10 protein-coding genes, 1 pseudogene and 1 CRISPR repeat array are annotated in these 14,097 nt (G+C 44.1%); of the genes and pseudogenes, 7 read left to right on the top strand and 4 right to left on the bottom strand.

Annotation, left to right across the window (positions count from 1 at the left end; genetic code table 11):
• Positions 1-236: 236 nt before the first annotated feature.
• From IKB69_RS02215 to IKB69_RS02185, 7 genes and pseudogenes are all read left to right on the top strand, one after another.
• A complete protein-coding gene (locus tag IKB69_RS02215; protein WP_290945657.1) occupies positions 237-2,876 on the top strand; it encodes a PEP-utilizing enzyme in 2,640 nt (879 codons plus the stop codon).
• Positions 2,876-3,478, top strand: a complete 603-nt coding sequence (locus IKB69_RS02210; protein WP_290945665.1) for a gamma-glutamyl-CDP-amidate hydrolase — start codon at positions 2,876-2,878, stop codon at positions 3,476-3,478. Before IKB69_RS02215 ends, IKB69_RS02210 begins: the two co-directional genes overlap by 1 nt.
• Positions 3,475-4,263: a phosphocholine cytidylyltransferase family protein gene (locus IKB69_RS02205; protein WP_290945655.1), complete on the top strand. Its 789-nt coding sequence runs from the start codon at positions 3,475-3,477 to the stop codon at positions 4,261-4,263. The genes IKB69_RS02210 and IKB69_RS02205 overlap by 4 nt, the downstream gene beginning before the upstream one ends.
• Positions 4,263-4,994 (top strand): annotated as a pseudogene (locus tag IKB69_RS02200) (3'(2'),5'-bisphosphate nucleotidase CysQ); the annotation flags it as partial. The gene IKB69_RS02205 and the pseudogene IKB69_RS02200, both read left to right, overlap by 1 nt.
• 84 nt (positions 4,995-5,078) lie before the next feature.
• Positions 5,079-5,627 (top strand): adenylyl-sulfate kinase, encoded by a 549-nt coding sequence (locus IKB69_RS02195; RefSeq protein WP_290945663.1) that lies wholly within the window; start codon positions 5,079-5,081, stop codon positions 5,625-5,627.
• Positions 5,628-5,636: 9 nt separating this feature from the next.
• The gene (locus tag IKB69_RS02190) at positions 5,637-6,539 is read left to right on the top strand and encodes a hypothetical protein (protein ID WP_290945653.1); all 903 of its coding nucleotides are present in this window, start codon (positions 5,637-5,639) and stop codon (positions 6,537-6,539) included.
• Positions 6,503-6,778 (top strand): DUF2972 domain-containing protein, encoded by a 276-nt coding sequence (locus tag IKB69_RS02185; RefSeq protein ID WP_290945651.1) that lies wholly within the window; start codon positions 6,503-6,505, stop codon positions 6,776-6,778. The genes IKB69_RS02190 and IKB69_RS02185 overlap by 37 nt, the downstream gene beginning before the upstream one ends.
• Positions 6,779-7,090: 312 nt before the next feature.
• Here IKB69_RS02185 and IKB69_RS02180 read toward each other — a convergent pair whose 3' ends face one another.
• The 4 genes from IKB69_RS02180 to cas9 form a co-directional block, all read right to left on the bottom strand.
• On the bottom strand, positions 7,091-8,095 hold the full coding sequence (locus tag IKB69_RS02180) for a cytochrome D1 domain-containing protein (protein WP_290945649.1): 1,005 nt from the start codon (positions 8,093-8,095) through the stop codon (positions 7,091-7,093).
• A gap of 1,024 nt (positions 8,096-9,119) precedes the next feature.
• Positions 9,120-9,420: a CRISPR direct-repeat array (repeat unit 36 nt; unit sequence GTTTTAGTCCCTTTTTAAACTGCTGTGTGGTAGAAT).
• A gap of 150 nt (positions 9,421-9,570) precedes the next feature.
• A complete protein-coding gene (gene cas2, locus IKB69_RS02175) occupies positions 9,571-10,083 on the bottom strand; it encodes a CRISPR-associated endonuclease Cas2 (protein WP_290945647.1) in 513 nt (170 codons plus the stop codon).
• The gene (cas1, locus tag IKB69_RS02170) at positions 10,080-10,976 is read right to left on the bottom strand and encodes a type II CRISPR-associated endonuclease Cas1 (RefSeq protein WP_363240086.1); all 897 of its coding nucleotides are present in this window, start codon (positions 10,974-10,976) and stop codon (positions 10,080-10,082) included. The genes cas2 and cas1 overlap by 4 nt, the downstream gene beginning before the upstream one ends.
• Positions 10,966-14,094, bottom strand: coding sequence for a type II CRISPR RNA-guided endonuclease Cas9 (cas9, locus tag IKB69_RS02165; protein ID WP_290945643.1), 3,129 nt, complete (start codon positions 14,092-14,094; stop codon positions 10,966-10,968). Before cas9 ends, cas1 begins: the two co-directional genes overlap by 11 nt.
• Positions 14,095-14,097 lie beyond the last annotated feature (3 nt).

Raw genomic sequence — 14,097 nt, 5'->3', positions numbered from 1 at the left:
CCCCCCCCGTAGAGAGAGCTTCAAAGCCCAAAATCTCTAGCACTTCTTGTAAATTTTGCTGCGTAATCATTGGCTACCTTTTGTTTTAAGCTGTGTTTAAGTAGTCTTGCTAGGGGCATAATAACACAAGCACGCTTAATGACTAGCTAGCTTGCAGTTCGCTTAAGTCCAAACTTTATCTAATAATTTTGCAAGATTTTGCTAGAATCCGCTTTTACTTTACAAAATAAGCGGAGATGGCAGTGGAGTTTGGCACAAAGGCGGGGACATTACAGCAGCTATATGGGCGACTTCGTAGTGCCAAAGTCCTGCCCTTAGTGATCACTTCACGCGATGAGCTTGCCGCTTCACAAGATAGTCTCCTAGCTCGTATTGCAGAGTTAGGATGTGAGAAGCTTATCGTGCGATCTAGCTCTAGGAGCGAAGATACTGTTAGCACTTCTAATGCCGGGGCGTTCTTAAGCCTAGCCAATATCTCTGCAAGCGATACCAAAGCCCTGCTAGAAGCCATAGAGCAGGTAGGGGCTTCTATGCCAGAGTCTAGCGATGAAATCTTAATCCAGCCTATGCTAGATTCTATCGCACTATGTGGCGTGGGCTTTAGTGTGGATAAAGAATCTAGCGCGCCGTATTTTTGCATAAGCTATGATACAAGCGGCGATAATGCAAGCGTAACAAGTGGAAACACCAATGCTATTCTCAATTTCGTGCAGTATCGTGGCGCGCCTTGTAGCGATCCTTTGATGGCTAGGGTGGTGGCACTCATTAGTGAGTTAGAATTGATCTTTTCTTGTAGAAGTTTAGATGTGGAGTTTGCGTTTGTCAAGGATTCTAGCGAGCGTGTGGAGGAGCTTTACTGCTTGCAGGTGCGCCCACTTGTTATGCAGCACAAGCGTGATTTGTATGAGATGATCACCCCTCGCGCACTAGAGCGACTCTCTAAACGCATAAAAGCCCTAAGCGCGCCCCACCCAAATGTGCTTGGAGAAAAGGCGATATTTGGCGTGATGCCTGACTGGAATCCAGCAGAAATCATTGGGCTAAAGCCTAAACGATTAGCACTTAGCTTGTATAAAGAGATTGTAACAGATGGCGTGTGGGCTTACCAGCGCGATAATTATGGGTATAGAAACTTACGCTCCCATCCTCTTATGCACTCATTTTTAGGCATACCTTATATTGATGTGCGCGTGAGCTTTAACTCCTTTATCCCAAAGCATTTGGACAAAGATATTGCCACAAAGCTTGTGGATTACTATCTACAAGCCCTAGAATCCACTCCAGAGTCTCACGATAAAATCGAGTTTGACATTGTGTTTTCTTGCTATGATTTCTCCACGCCAAATCGGCTACGCAAGCTACTTGAGCACGGATTTAATGACAATGAGCTAAAGCGTGTGGAGTTTGCCTTGCTCAATCTTACCAATTCTGTGCTAGCCCCAGACTCTGGGCTCTATCGCAAAGATTTAGAGAAGTCCCAAAAGCTTGAGAGCCGATATAGCGCGATAGTGGATTCTAATCTCTCGCTTTATGACAAGATTTATTGGCTTTTAGAAGAGTGCAAGAGATTTGGGACGCTACCCTTTGCTGGGGTGGCTAGGGCGGCGTTTATCGCTATGCAGATACTACGCTCACTTGTAGAAATAGGCTTTTTAACTGAAAAAGAGATGCAGATTTTTTTAGCTTCGCTCAATACGCAAGCCAAGCAGCTAAGTAAGGATATGACGCATTTGCAAGAAGATGGCTTAGAAGAATTCTTAGCGCGCTACGGGCATTTGCGCGCAGGGAGCTATGATATTACTTCACCTAGGTATGATGAGGGGTTTGACTACTACTTTGGCTGTAAAACAGGAGGGGCGCACCTTGAGCACATTGGGGCTACAAATGACTCTAGCTCCGCGATCCTAGAATCCCCAAGCGCTACTGAAAGCCACAAAGCCCAACTTGAGCAAATAGAGCTAGAATCTAAAAGCCTAGATTCTATGGATTGTCCGCCTTGCCAAGTAAGTTCCACGATGACAGCACCGCAGTGGATTAACCACGCTGACAAGTTAGCTTGCAATGATAGCTCCTTTAGTCATTGCGAGCGTAGCGAAGCAATTCATACAAATACACAAAAGCTAGATTCTAGTGCGTTGGACAAATCTGCTAAAGAGAGACCAGCACCTAACCACCACTTTTTAAGCGATGATCGGCTTCGCGCGCTAGACTTTTTGCTCAAAGAACATGGGCTAGAGATTTGCGCTAGTGATCTACTCATATTTTTGCAGCAAGCCATAGAGGGGCGAGAGAGCGTGAAGTTTGCCTTCTCTAAGCTACTCTCAAAAGCTCTAAGCTATATCAAAGAGCTAGGCGAGAGCTTGCAAATCTCAGTAAGTGATATGGCACATTTGGATATTAAAAGTATTTTGAGCTTGTATGCAAGCTTATATAAAGAGAGTCCAAAGGAGCGATTTCTACAAGAAATTGCCGCAAATAAGCAAGAATACGACCTTACTTGCGCGCTAAAGCTCCCACCACTTATCACAAAGCCAGAAGAAGTTTTTGCCTTTTTCTCAAGCAAGGTTATACCAAACTTCATCACGCAAAAACTTGCCATAGGCAAAGTCATCAAATTAGATTCTGCTACACAGCAAAATTTACAAGGTTCTATCGTGCTTATTGAGTCAGCTGATCCGGGCTATGATTATCTCTTTACCAAAGGTATTGCTGGCTTTGTCACTTGCTATGGTGGGAGCAACTCCCATATGGCGATCCGTGCTTCTGAGCTGCAGATCCCAGCAGTGATTGGCGTGGGAGAGCATGCATATCAAGCATATGCTAATGCCTCCACAATCCAAATAGACTGCCAAGCCCAGCAGATAGTGTGTCTGTAATGTTTATTGCTATAACACAACGACTTGTAGAATCTAGCCACAAAGAAGTGCGCGAGTGTTTGGCGAGTGAGTGGGGGGAGTTTTTCGCGCGTAATCTTACTAGCTATTTGCCTTTGCCTCTTGCTTATCATATTTCATTTGCGCAATATGCGCCCTTTGTGCGTGGCGTGATCCTTAGCGGTGGGAATGATTTAGCGTGTTTTTGTAATGATGAGCTATCAATAAAGCGCGATAGCTATGAGATGGCAGTGCTAGAGCATTGTGTGAAGCATCGCGTGCCTGTGCTTGGGGTCTGCCGTGGGGCGCAGATGATCGCGCAGTATTTTTCCTGTGAGATTGTGCCACTTCAGGGGCATATAGGAGAGCATAGTATAGAAGTGCAAGGGAGAAGTTACAAGGTTAATTCCTTTCATAACTACTGCGTGCGATCCGTGTCTAGCGAGCTAGAATCTATCGCCCTAGCTAGTGATGCAAGCGTAGAAGCATTTAGGCATAGGGAGCTACCTATCTTTGGTATGATGTGGCATATTGAGCGAAGCGGGGGTATGGAGTATGATGAGCTGTGGCAGAGCTTTTTGCACACACTAAAGGAGAGAAATTGAGAGCACTTATTTTAGCAGCGGGCTTTGGCTCAAGACTTATGCCACTCACTAAAGATAAGCCAAAATGTATGGTGGAGTATGCGGGCAAGGCTATCATAGACTATGAAATAGAAGCAATGTTAGCTTGTGGCATTGATGAAATAGCAGTAGTTGGTGGGTATTTGTATCCGGTGCTAGAATCTTATTTAAGCAAGCATAACGTTCGCATAATGTACAAGAACCTAAACTATGCTAGCACCAATATGGTGCAGACAATGCTCTGTGCTAGAGAGTGGATAGATGGTTGTGTTAAAGATAAACAAGACTTGCTTATCTCCTATGCGGATATTGTGTACTTTGCTCCTTGTGTGCAAAAGCTTTGCAAAAGTAGTGCGCCTTTGGCAATCGCAGTAGATAAGCAGTGGCAGAGACTTTGGCAAATGCGCTTTAGTGATGTGCTACTTGATGCTGAGAGTCTTAAAATCCACAATGGCAAAATCATAGAGTTAGGTAAAAAGCCTAAAAGCTTAGATGAGATACAAGGGCAGTATATGGGGCTTTTTGCATATTCTCACGACTTTTTGCCACAAATGCTAGATTTCTATGATGGACTTGATAGAAGCAGAATCTATGATGGCAAGGACTTTGCTAATATGTATATGACAAGCTTTTTACAAGCTCTTATAGATACTTTTGATAACGCGCAAGCTGTGGAGATTGATGGGGGCTGGCTGGAGGTGGATATGCCAAGCGATTTAGCTATACCGCTACGCGATATACAAGCACTTGCAGATAAAGGCGTGTGATGCAAGAGCTACTAGATAAAGTCGCTAGAATTGCTGTGCAAGCAGGAGAGATAGCCCTAGCTTGTAGCAAAGAAACTAGAGTGAAAGCCGATGGTTCGCCTGTTACCAAAGCAGATTTAGAGGCAAATGCTTTTATCACCCAAGCACTTATGCAAATCTCTCCCTATCAAGTTTGCTCTGAAGAAGCGGTGCTAGAGTATGAAGCACGCGTAAATGCGGAGTATTTTTGGCTAGTTGATCCCCTTGATGGCACAAAGGATTTTGCTGCTAATCTCACAGGCTGGAGTATCAATATCGCGCTAATCTATCACAGCAAGCCGATTTTAGGTGTGGTGTATGCACCTGCGCTAAAGGAGTTATATGTGGGGTTAGAGGGCTTTGGCGCAAGGAGTTATGAAGTAGATTCCACTGCCTTGCATAGCTTTAGGCTAGATTCTGGGGACAAGCTATGTGGAGAGAGCACCAATAGAGCAAAGCAAGCGGGGCTAGGATCTAGCTTGCTTGCGTGCGACTCAGTATTCCACTCAAGTGCGCAGACGCAAGAGTTTATCGCGCATTATGGACTAGAGAGTATCAAGCTTGGATCATCACTGAAATTTTGCGCACTTGCTAGCGGAGATGCGGATATTTACCCAAGATTTAATGGCACAAAGGAGTGGGATACCGCGGCGTCTCAAGTGATTGTTGAGCAAAGTGGGGGTGCGGTGATAAGTATCCAAACAGGTAAGCCCCTACGCTATAACAAAAAGCACTTCGCTAATGACTACTTTATCGCTTTTAGTGCGAATCAAGTAGGTAGAAAAATCTATGAAGATGTGTGTGGCAGTAAGCTTCCGCTAGCGTGCAAGGCTAGCTTCTATGGGCTTGTAGTGTGGGTTACAGGACTTGCTGGGAGCGGGAAGAGTACTATTTGTAAAGAGCTTTATGTAAGGCTTAGAGATTTTGGCTCTAATGTGGTATATCTTGATGGCGATGAGCTGCGCGATGTGCTAGGGGCATATAGCTATGATAAGCAAGGGCGCATTAGCGTGGCAAAAAAGCGTGCTGATCTTGCTAGACTTTTATCTAGGCAAGGGGTCATAACCATTGTAAGTACCATTTCGATGTTTGATGAAATCTATCAATATAATAGGGGGCATTTTCCTAACTACCTTGAGATTTATATCTCTTGTGCGTATGAAGAGCTAATGCGCAGGGATCAAAAGCAGCTCTACTCTAAAGCCCTTAAAGGCGAGCTAGTAAATGTCGTAGGTGTAGATATAGAATACGATGAGCCAAAGGCACACTTGCAAATTGACAACACCACGCTAGGTGCTATCGATGAAAAAGTCGGACAAATCCTAGTAGCAATTCAATCTAAGTAAGGAGCGAGAATGCGAGTATTACAGAGAGTTAGAAATATGATAAAGGTCATGAAAGGCGGGCGTTGGGGGTATTTCTATGATCGCTTTCCCGGTACGCAAAAGCTATTTAGCTTAACAAACCTTCTCCCTCATAAAAGTCGCTACAAATATATCCTTTTAGGAGGGCATGGCGTGGGACTAACAGCGGTGAAGCACTATCTCTCTAGGTGTCAAGCAAAGCCTATGGAAATTCTCTCCTATGAGAATTTCCGCCCTTTTGTGTTCTGGCGTGAGTTTGATGGCTTAGTGCTTGATAAGTCTCCGCTAAATAACGATGCGAGCAAGATTCTAGCTACTTGCACAAAGCGCGTGCCTGTGTATCAGCTCGTACGCGATCCCATTGGCATTGTCAAAAGCAATGTCAATGCCACAATGCTACATATTATATCAACCATACACACCCAAAAAGACGCAAATGCGCTAGTCTTTGAGATTGTCAAAAATATCTCGCATTTGATGATATCCTTTAGCTCCCAGCGCAAGCTTGTGGAGCATATCACAAGTGATGTGAGCTACCTTAGTATGGAAGATATTGATGATGCAAATATGTCAAGCACTATGCAGAAATTCTGCGATCGCTTTGGCTATACAAACTACTCTAATGATGAAGAAAGCGTGATCAAAGGCTCATCTTTCCCTAGGTGCTTCCCTTATATTTTTCATATTGATGGAGAAGTGTTTGGACTCTCTACACTCTCAAGGTTAGCAGATGGCTCAAGTGCTGAGATTGATGCATCTGTAAATATAGAATCTAAACTCCTGCGGTGGTCCCATCCGATCCACAAGCTAGAATCTATCGTGGTAGAAGGCTATGAGAGCCACCCGCTTTATCTAGTATGTGCTGCCCCCCCCCTATTAAAAGTAGTAGCCTAGAGCAAGCTAGAGCTAAAGCACAAAGCTATATAGAATCTACGCGCGCACTTTTAGCAAGGGCAAAGCAACTTGCCTTCACAGAATCCACGCTTATAGAAGCACTTCTGCAAGCCCCAGATATTGCCCAATACTTAGCCCAAAGGATAGAGAGAGAATGCGCTATCATCAAAAAAGATCGTCCAGATATTTGGGAGCAATTCTCATATACAAGGGAGTTTTTGAGTTTGTGTGGTAAGTAGTTTTAGTCCCTTTAAACTGCTGTGTGGTAGAATAGTATACAGCATTGGAGCAGAGGGAATTCATCATCCTTTGCCTGACCCTGCGGAATTCCGTCTTGTACAACCCGCTGGAGGAAAGGCGGCAGCCTCGCATCCAGCGGGTGGCGGATACAATCCAGCAGGAATTTGAGTCCTCCTCCGCAGAATGAAGCGGTTTCGACGCAACCAAGAATTGTGTCCGCTGAGTGAGTCATCTCAAAGCCCAGCCCTTCACGCATAAAAAAAGGCAGCCCCATTCCTCATAGGGCTGCCTTTTTTATAATTTATATCGGCTTATTCCGGAATGTTGGCAACAATCTGGCCATTTGCATAGTCAATGATTGTAACACTCAGGTCTGCGTTGAGCACATAGGCCTGTCCCGGTGTTGCGCTATAGGAGATGGCCTGCCGAGGCTCATTCAGTCCGGTGATAACCCGCAGCACCTGATAGGTTGCAGTGTCAATGACACTGACCTGATTGCTCACCTTCTCTCCTGTAAGAATGAGGGTTCCATCAGGGGACAGCTTTGAGCCATAAGGCTCCTTTCCCACCTTGATGGATGTCACCAAGTCACCGGTAGCGATGTCTACCACATTGATGGTGTCCTCGCTGCTGGAGGCTCCGTACAAATACTTGCCGTCCTTGTCCACGGAAATGGCCCGCACATCAGGAATGCCAGCGAGAGTCTTTACAATCTCCAGTGTGGTAGTATCAACAACACGGACATCATTTCCCTCAAAGTTGGTCACATACACAAAGGCATCCTGGCTGTCCACAACGATTCCCTGCCGAGGGCGACTGAATCCTTCGATAACCTTTTCGATGGCGCCAGTCTCCAGGTTGATTACTGTAACAGTGCTATTAGCCTGATTGTTGCAGAAAATCCTCTTGCCATCGTTGGTCAAGGTAAATCCAAAGGCACCCTGCTCCAAGGGATAGGTTTTGACGAGAGAGCGGGTAGCGCTGTCAAATTCTCGGATTGAGCCGTAGGAACTGTCGGAAACATAGAACCGTGAACCATCCTTTGAAAATGCAATATGCCTAGGGGTGACGAATTCAGAAAGCTCGGCAATGAGCTTCCGTCCCTTCAAATCATACACCTTTATTCCAGGAATCTTGCTGTATGAAACGATGGCAAGATCCTCATTGGGGCTGATGGCCAAGGAATTATTCGTAATGTCCATGTCAAAGGCCGCAGGCTTTTCCGCAGCACTGGCAGCGGAATCCTTTTTTCCAACTGCGCTGACACCAGCCAACACGAAGATTGACAGAGCGGCAATCACGCAAATCTTCTTCATAAAAACTCCTTACCGATATGCAATATCCTACTTGTTTAGGTCATTGTATAATATTTGTTGAATATTGTATTTAAGAAAAAATATTTTGTCAACACTCTATACTTTACAGAAAATTGAAAAAACACTGTGGCTCTTTTGAGCACATCCCCTCTTAACCAAACTTTGACAAAAAAAGGATTACACCTTGACAAACAGCAGCTAGAAGATTAGACCTTATGCCAAAGTCTACAAAGACTGAAACCCATACGCTACAAGGCAAAGGAGCTAATTTTATGTATAAGCGCAAATTAGGTGTGCTGGGGGGCATTACTCGTTATGCTCTCCATGGTTGTAATCGGATGTAAGCAGAGTGTAGATTCTGGAAATCCCAACTGGACAACAGACGAAAAAACTAAAAAAGTGTGGGAACAAGACAATTCAAGTGACAAGTATGTCCGCGCATTTAAGCAGTTTGGAATATCTTTCAGTGTGACGGGTACTAGTAGCCCAATTGTGGCAAAGTTGGAGGTAGCTGATTTGACCACCAGTAAGGCTGGGCTTGTATTTGGATTCAACAAGTATACTGAAAATACCTATCAATATTTTGTCCTAGGAGTTGGTGGTAAGGACTATAACACTGGAACTGGAGACTATTACATTTCATATTACTACGATGTGAACATAAATACCTTGGATGAGGCGAACAGTAATCAAAATGCTCCTGGCAACGCTGTTCATATCAGCGGTACTACGAATAAAGATATTAACAGTGGTGCAATGAATATTGTCGGTACGAGTGGAACGGTGTATGTTTCTGTTAAAGAAGCACAAACGTCTTCCGACAAAAAAACTATAACTGTTGAAATTGGTAAAGCTTATGATGACAAAACGAAGCAGATTTCAGGTGTAAAGACAACAGAAACTTTCGAAATTGGTAAAGGCGCTTCAAATCCTAGTGCAAATGACCCCCAGAAGAGGTTAGAAAATGTCTCTTCAATCAAAGGTGGAATTGGTGCGTACGGAATGATTAAAAGCAGTAGTAATGGGTTTAGTCCCTTTTTAAACTGCTGTGTGGTAGAATTTTTGGACTTGCAATAGCAATTGCAGTGCAGTTTTAGTCCCTTTTTAAACTGCTGTGTGGTAGAATCGCGCTTTTATTTGTAAGCACGCTAAGGGCGTTTTAGTCCCTTTTTAAACTGCTGTGTGGTAGAATTCGCATCACCACCAATATCAGTGGGGGCTTGTTTTAGTCCCTTTTTAAACTGCTGTGTGGTAGAATTCACAAACTTCATCATAAAGCTTAGCAATACGTTTTAGTCCCTTTTTAAACTGCTGTGTGGTAGAATATCTTCTTTTCTGTCGCCCTGTGGCACGCAGCTAGAGTGGATTTATAAAGTGCGAAACCCTTGATTTCGTGCTTATAGGCAGTTTAAAAAGGGACTAAAATAAGGAGGTTTGGGGTCCTCCGCAGGGTAAGTCATATCCCAAACTAACCCCTAGAATTCAAAGAGACTTGGCTGTCTTGGTTTCTTTGCTTGTGTAGTGGTGCTAGATTCTAGCTCGCCGCTCTTATTGCTTTTTTGACTTGCTTTTGTGTTTTGACTTTGGTTAGATTCTCTATACTCATAATCGCCAATTTTTTCATCAAAATTAAATAGCACGAGATTGTGCTGGGTATTTATGTCTTCATTAAACGATGGATTTCCTAAAAGGATCTCCATAGCATCAAACTGCTTTTCTGTGATGAGTAGCACGCGTACATTGCCACAAGGTGGTAGGATCATCTTAACTGCGTTGATAGAGGCTTTTGCCGAGCTTATGCCCTTGCATATACGCATATAAACGCTAAATTGCATCATAAAGTAGCCTAGTTTTATTAGGTTGTTGCGAAATTTTGTGGCGTGCTTTTGCTCCTTTTTGGTTTTGGTAGGCACATCAAACATTAGCAACACGCGCATAAACTTATCTGCAACCTGTGGTTCTCTTGGCTCTTCACTGCCTACACTCATAGCGCAAAGCTCACCTTTGCTAGTCGTTGCTCCCCTAGTAATGCCCCCTTGATACTCTGCACATATCGGCTAATCGCCCTGCTAAGTGGGTAGGTCTGCTCATCTATGCAAGCCTTTGCTTGCAAGATAGCAATAAGCTCCCTTTTGTCTCCTTGCTCTAGTGCTAGATCTTTTGCAGGGGAGTTGAGCTCTAGGGCGCGCATATCCACCCACGGGCGGAATACTTCTATCACATCATCGCAGAGATTAAAGCTATTATACATATTGTCGTGCTTAATACCTAGCCACGGCACAAGCCCACTAATGCAGACATTGCGCACGATACAAGCGCGCACAATTGCATAGCCATAGTTAAGCGCAGAGTTGGCAAAGCATAGTTGCTCTCTAGTGAAGTTATCTCCAAAGAGAGCTTTAAAATACGCGGCTGCTGCAACTGCTTCAAAGTTTCTAGAATCTCCTAGGGTAACGCCACTTGCTAGAGCTAGCAGTTCTTTGGCTACTTTGTGCTTCTTGTGCGCTGCTAGGACATAGGCTTGGTTGGTGATTTTGTTTTTGATGATCGCTTGCCATAGGATAGATCGCTTCTGCTTGGTTACACGCATTTGCTCTCTAGCGACTTTGGCTTGCTGGAAATGCCCAAAATATGGGTGCAAAATGCCATTGATATGATGAGTGTCATCACAAGTTAGCACGATGATATTATGCGCACACAAAGCAGAGAGCAGGGCGGAGGTGATGGTGATTTGCTGGGATTCTAGGATAAGCGAGTGAATATCTTTTAGAAATATCTTTGCTTGCTTGTCTTCTTGGGCTAGGACAAGGTGCTTTGCCTGCAGGCTAAGCTTAGCTGGGGAGCTAACTAGCACACTCCTAAAGGCTTCATCATAGCCCATCATTACTCCTTTGGGTGATGGGTTTTGTGTGCTTTAGGGCTATGGCTTGGCGTGGGTAGAAGGGGGACTTTGCTACTTCGCCTAGGATTGAGACTTGGTATTTTTCAAAGACTTGCAGTTTTTGGATACCAATACTTTTGCCAGATACATCTTCTTGCGTGGCATTGCTAAAAAGTAGCTTTTGGTTCTCTGTGAGTGTGGAGAATTTATTATCATGCTTGGCTACATTGATTTGTGCATTGCTAGAAACAAAGCTTACAAAGTAACACAGCTCTGGCTTTTCCATTTCTTTCCTTTGCACTAGGAGCACATCATCTTTATAGAGTGAGAATGCAAACTCATAGCTAGCATCCATCTCTTGCCAATCATTAATCACGCCACTTTTATCCTTGCCAACAATAACTGCCTTATTTGGCAAAATCCCTAGCGCGAAGTCCATTGTATAAACAGGCACGCCGTAGAATTTCCCGCTTCTTTTATGTCTAAAAATATCCACACGCACCATCGCGCCATTGCTTACAATCTTTGTGCCAACTTTTCTAATCTTGCCTAGTTCTAATGCCCTTTCCACACCCTTTGTCCCGCCATAGCTTTTAAGTAGTTTAGGGTCATTTGGCGAGTAGAAGGTAGCTTCGTGCAATGCTCCTCTAGCCCTTAGTCTAGGAGGCTTAGAGACAAAGATAGATTCTAGCTTCTCTAGCACACTTGCTCGGAAGTTTTCACCATTTGGGAGGTTGATAAAAGCTCGCTGTTTTTTATACTCCTCCTTGCTTAGTGTGTGGGCATAGTAGGCGGCTTTGCTTGTCTCTTGATTTTCCTTAAACTTTGCAAAAGCCTGTATCACACTATCATTCATAAAGCCAATAATCACTGCATCAAGCCCGTGGTGCAGGTGGTTGTCTCTATCTTTGCTAGCAAAGCCTAGATAATGCCGCATAGTGGCAGTAAGCGCGCCATTGACCACGACAATATGCTTTTTGCTCCCTTTCTCTCCCTTGCCAAGCGTGGTATTCTCATTTTCAACTAGGGGCAAAAACTCCAAATATGTTTCAGTATAGTCTGCTACAAGACGCGCGATATAGCTTGTGTCATTAAGATTGCGTAGCTTAAATCCCGCTTCTTTGTTCTCAAAGGCTGTGTTTAGGATTCTGCGGCGTTTTTTGTGCGGGAGCTTTTGGGCTAGGGCTGTGATAGCACCCCACTTGGCAGAGTCTGCTCCAAAGGCTTCAAAAGGCGTGCGGTTGCCCTTTTCTTGGTTTGCCTTTGTAAAGACTAGGCATTTGTTCATATAGCTATCATCAAAGCTGCGTGAGTAGGGGTAGATATGATCTACTTGCAAGGCGGTGGGGTCTTGTAGGTGGGTGGGTGTGATTTTCTCCCCACTATATGCGCAGAATTCTCCTTGCTCTTGCCATAGCTTTAGCTTTAGGAGATTGGTGCTTGTGGGCTCAAGCTCCATTGTTTCACATTGCTTGCGCGCATTTGCATTTGCTTTATAGTTTTCTCTCTGCTCTCTCTCGCGCTTTTTCCGCTCTGTGCTAGTCAGTGTGGCTTCTCTAGCGTATTCTATATGGATTTTGTGGGGCTTGCCGTACTTTTTAAGAAGAGCATTTAGCACCTTTCTATACTCTGCCAATGCTCTTGCTACAACAGGATTTGCCAAATGTGGCTCAAACTTATTAAGTGGGGGGAGCATCTGCCCCTTTTCAGTTTTGCTTCGCTCTAACCCTGCTTTTTTTATGGACTCATCATAGCGCAAGCATTGGCACTCTCCGCACTCATCAATGCCGATAAGACTATCGTCACTGCGTGCTTGACGCTCCCCACGCATAAATGGCAGAATCTGCTTTAAAGCCTCAAGACTTAAGCCAATATGCTTAGAAAAACTAAGATTGCTTAGAGCTTGTGTTTGTTCTTTGTTAAGGCTTGGTAGCTCTTTTTCTAGCTTTTGGCTAAGCTGCATAGGATCGTTGATTGATGCAATATGCTCTGCTATTGTATCTAGCTTTGTTCTTGCAAGCTGATTAAAGCTCCCTCCTAAAGCCTTTTTGAACGCCTTTAGCTGGCTAAATTCTAGGAATTTGACCTTTTCTGCTTCTTGTAATCCCTTGCTATAATCTAGCCTAGGATCTCTAAATCTTACTTTTTCATCTAGCTTGATGATTTCGCGTAATTTGCGGTAGCTTATTTCGCCCTTGTCAAAAGTGGCTTCTAGGACTTGCGAGATAGTGGATTTAGTGTAGATCTCTCCACTTTGTTTGGCTAGATTTATAAGGGTATTGATTGTGCGTGAGAGTGCTACAAACTCTATCGCGCTTGGAGAATCTTTGGGTGCGCGCTTCTCTTCTGGGATAAATTGACACTTCCCAACTTTATCTGCAAAGCTTTTTAATGGGCGTTGCTCAAAAATCTTCGCTAAAAGTCTTGCTTCAAATGTCTCACTTAGCTCTTGCCCAAATGCTCTTTGCCTAGATAAGATTAGCCTAAGCTCATCTTCTAGCATATCTTGTGCTACACAGTGCTCATAATTGTCTCTTTTGTTGCGGACATTGCTAAACTCTTGCGTGCCAACCCTTGCTCGCTCGAAAAACTCCTTGTAGAGATACTCGCCTACACTTCTATATCCCTTTTGCTCTAGTATTTTGCGATTTTCTTCTATTGCCTTTTTGACCTTGCCAGATTCTGCATCTTTGCTTTCTTTGGCGTGTTTATTGCCATAACCTCGATGCTTTGCAATATGCAAAATGACGCGTGCCAAATCACTAGAATCTAGCCTTTGATCTATGGCTTTGGTGCGTAGCTCATAAGGAGATTGTAGCGGTGCTATTTTGGAGCTTGTATAGGCTTTTGGTAGTTCACCATCAGTGCTTAGATAATCTTGTAGCTCTAATTTAAGCTCCTTGCAAAGTAACTGCTTTATGGTGTTGAGTCGCCCCTTTCTTCTAGCTAGTCGTTTTCGCACACCTCTAGCATTTCTTCTAGGTAGTGCTAGGGATTCTCCTTTATCGGGAGTTTCTGCTTTGGTAAAGATTCTAACGCCTAAATCTTTGAGTTCGCTATCTTCCACCACTGCCCAGCCAATGCTCGCTATACCAATGTCAAAGCTATATACTTTCATACC

It is taken from the genome of Helicobacter sp. (assembly GCF_017502485.1).
GTDB lineage: Bacteria > Campylobacterota > Campylobacteria > Campylobacterales > Helicobacteraceae > Helicobacter_B.
Note: the sequence above shows the minus strand (reverse complement) of the source record. Positions and strands in the feature narration are given on the sequence as shown.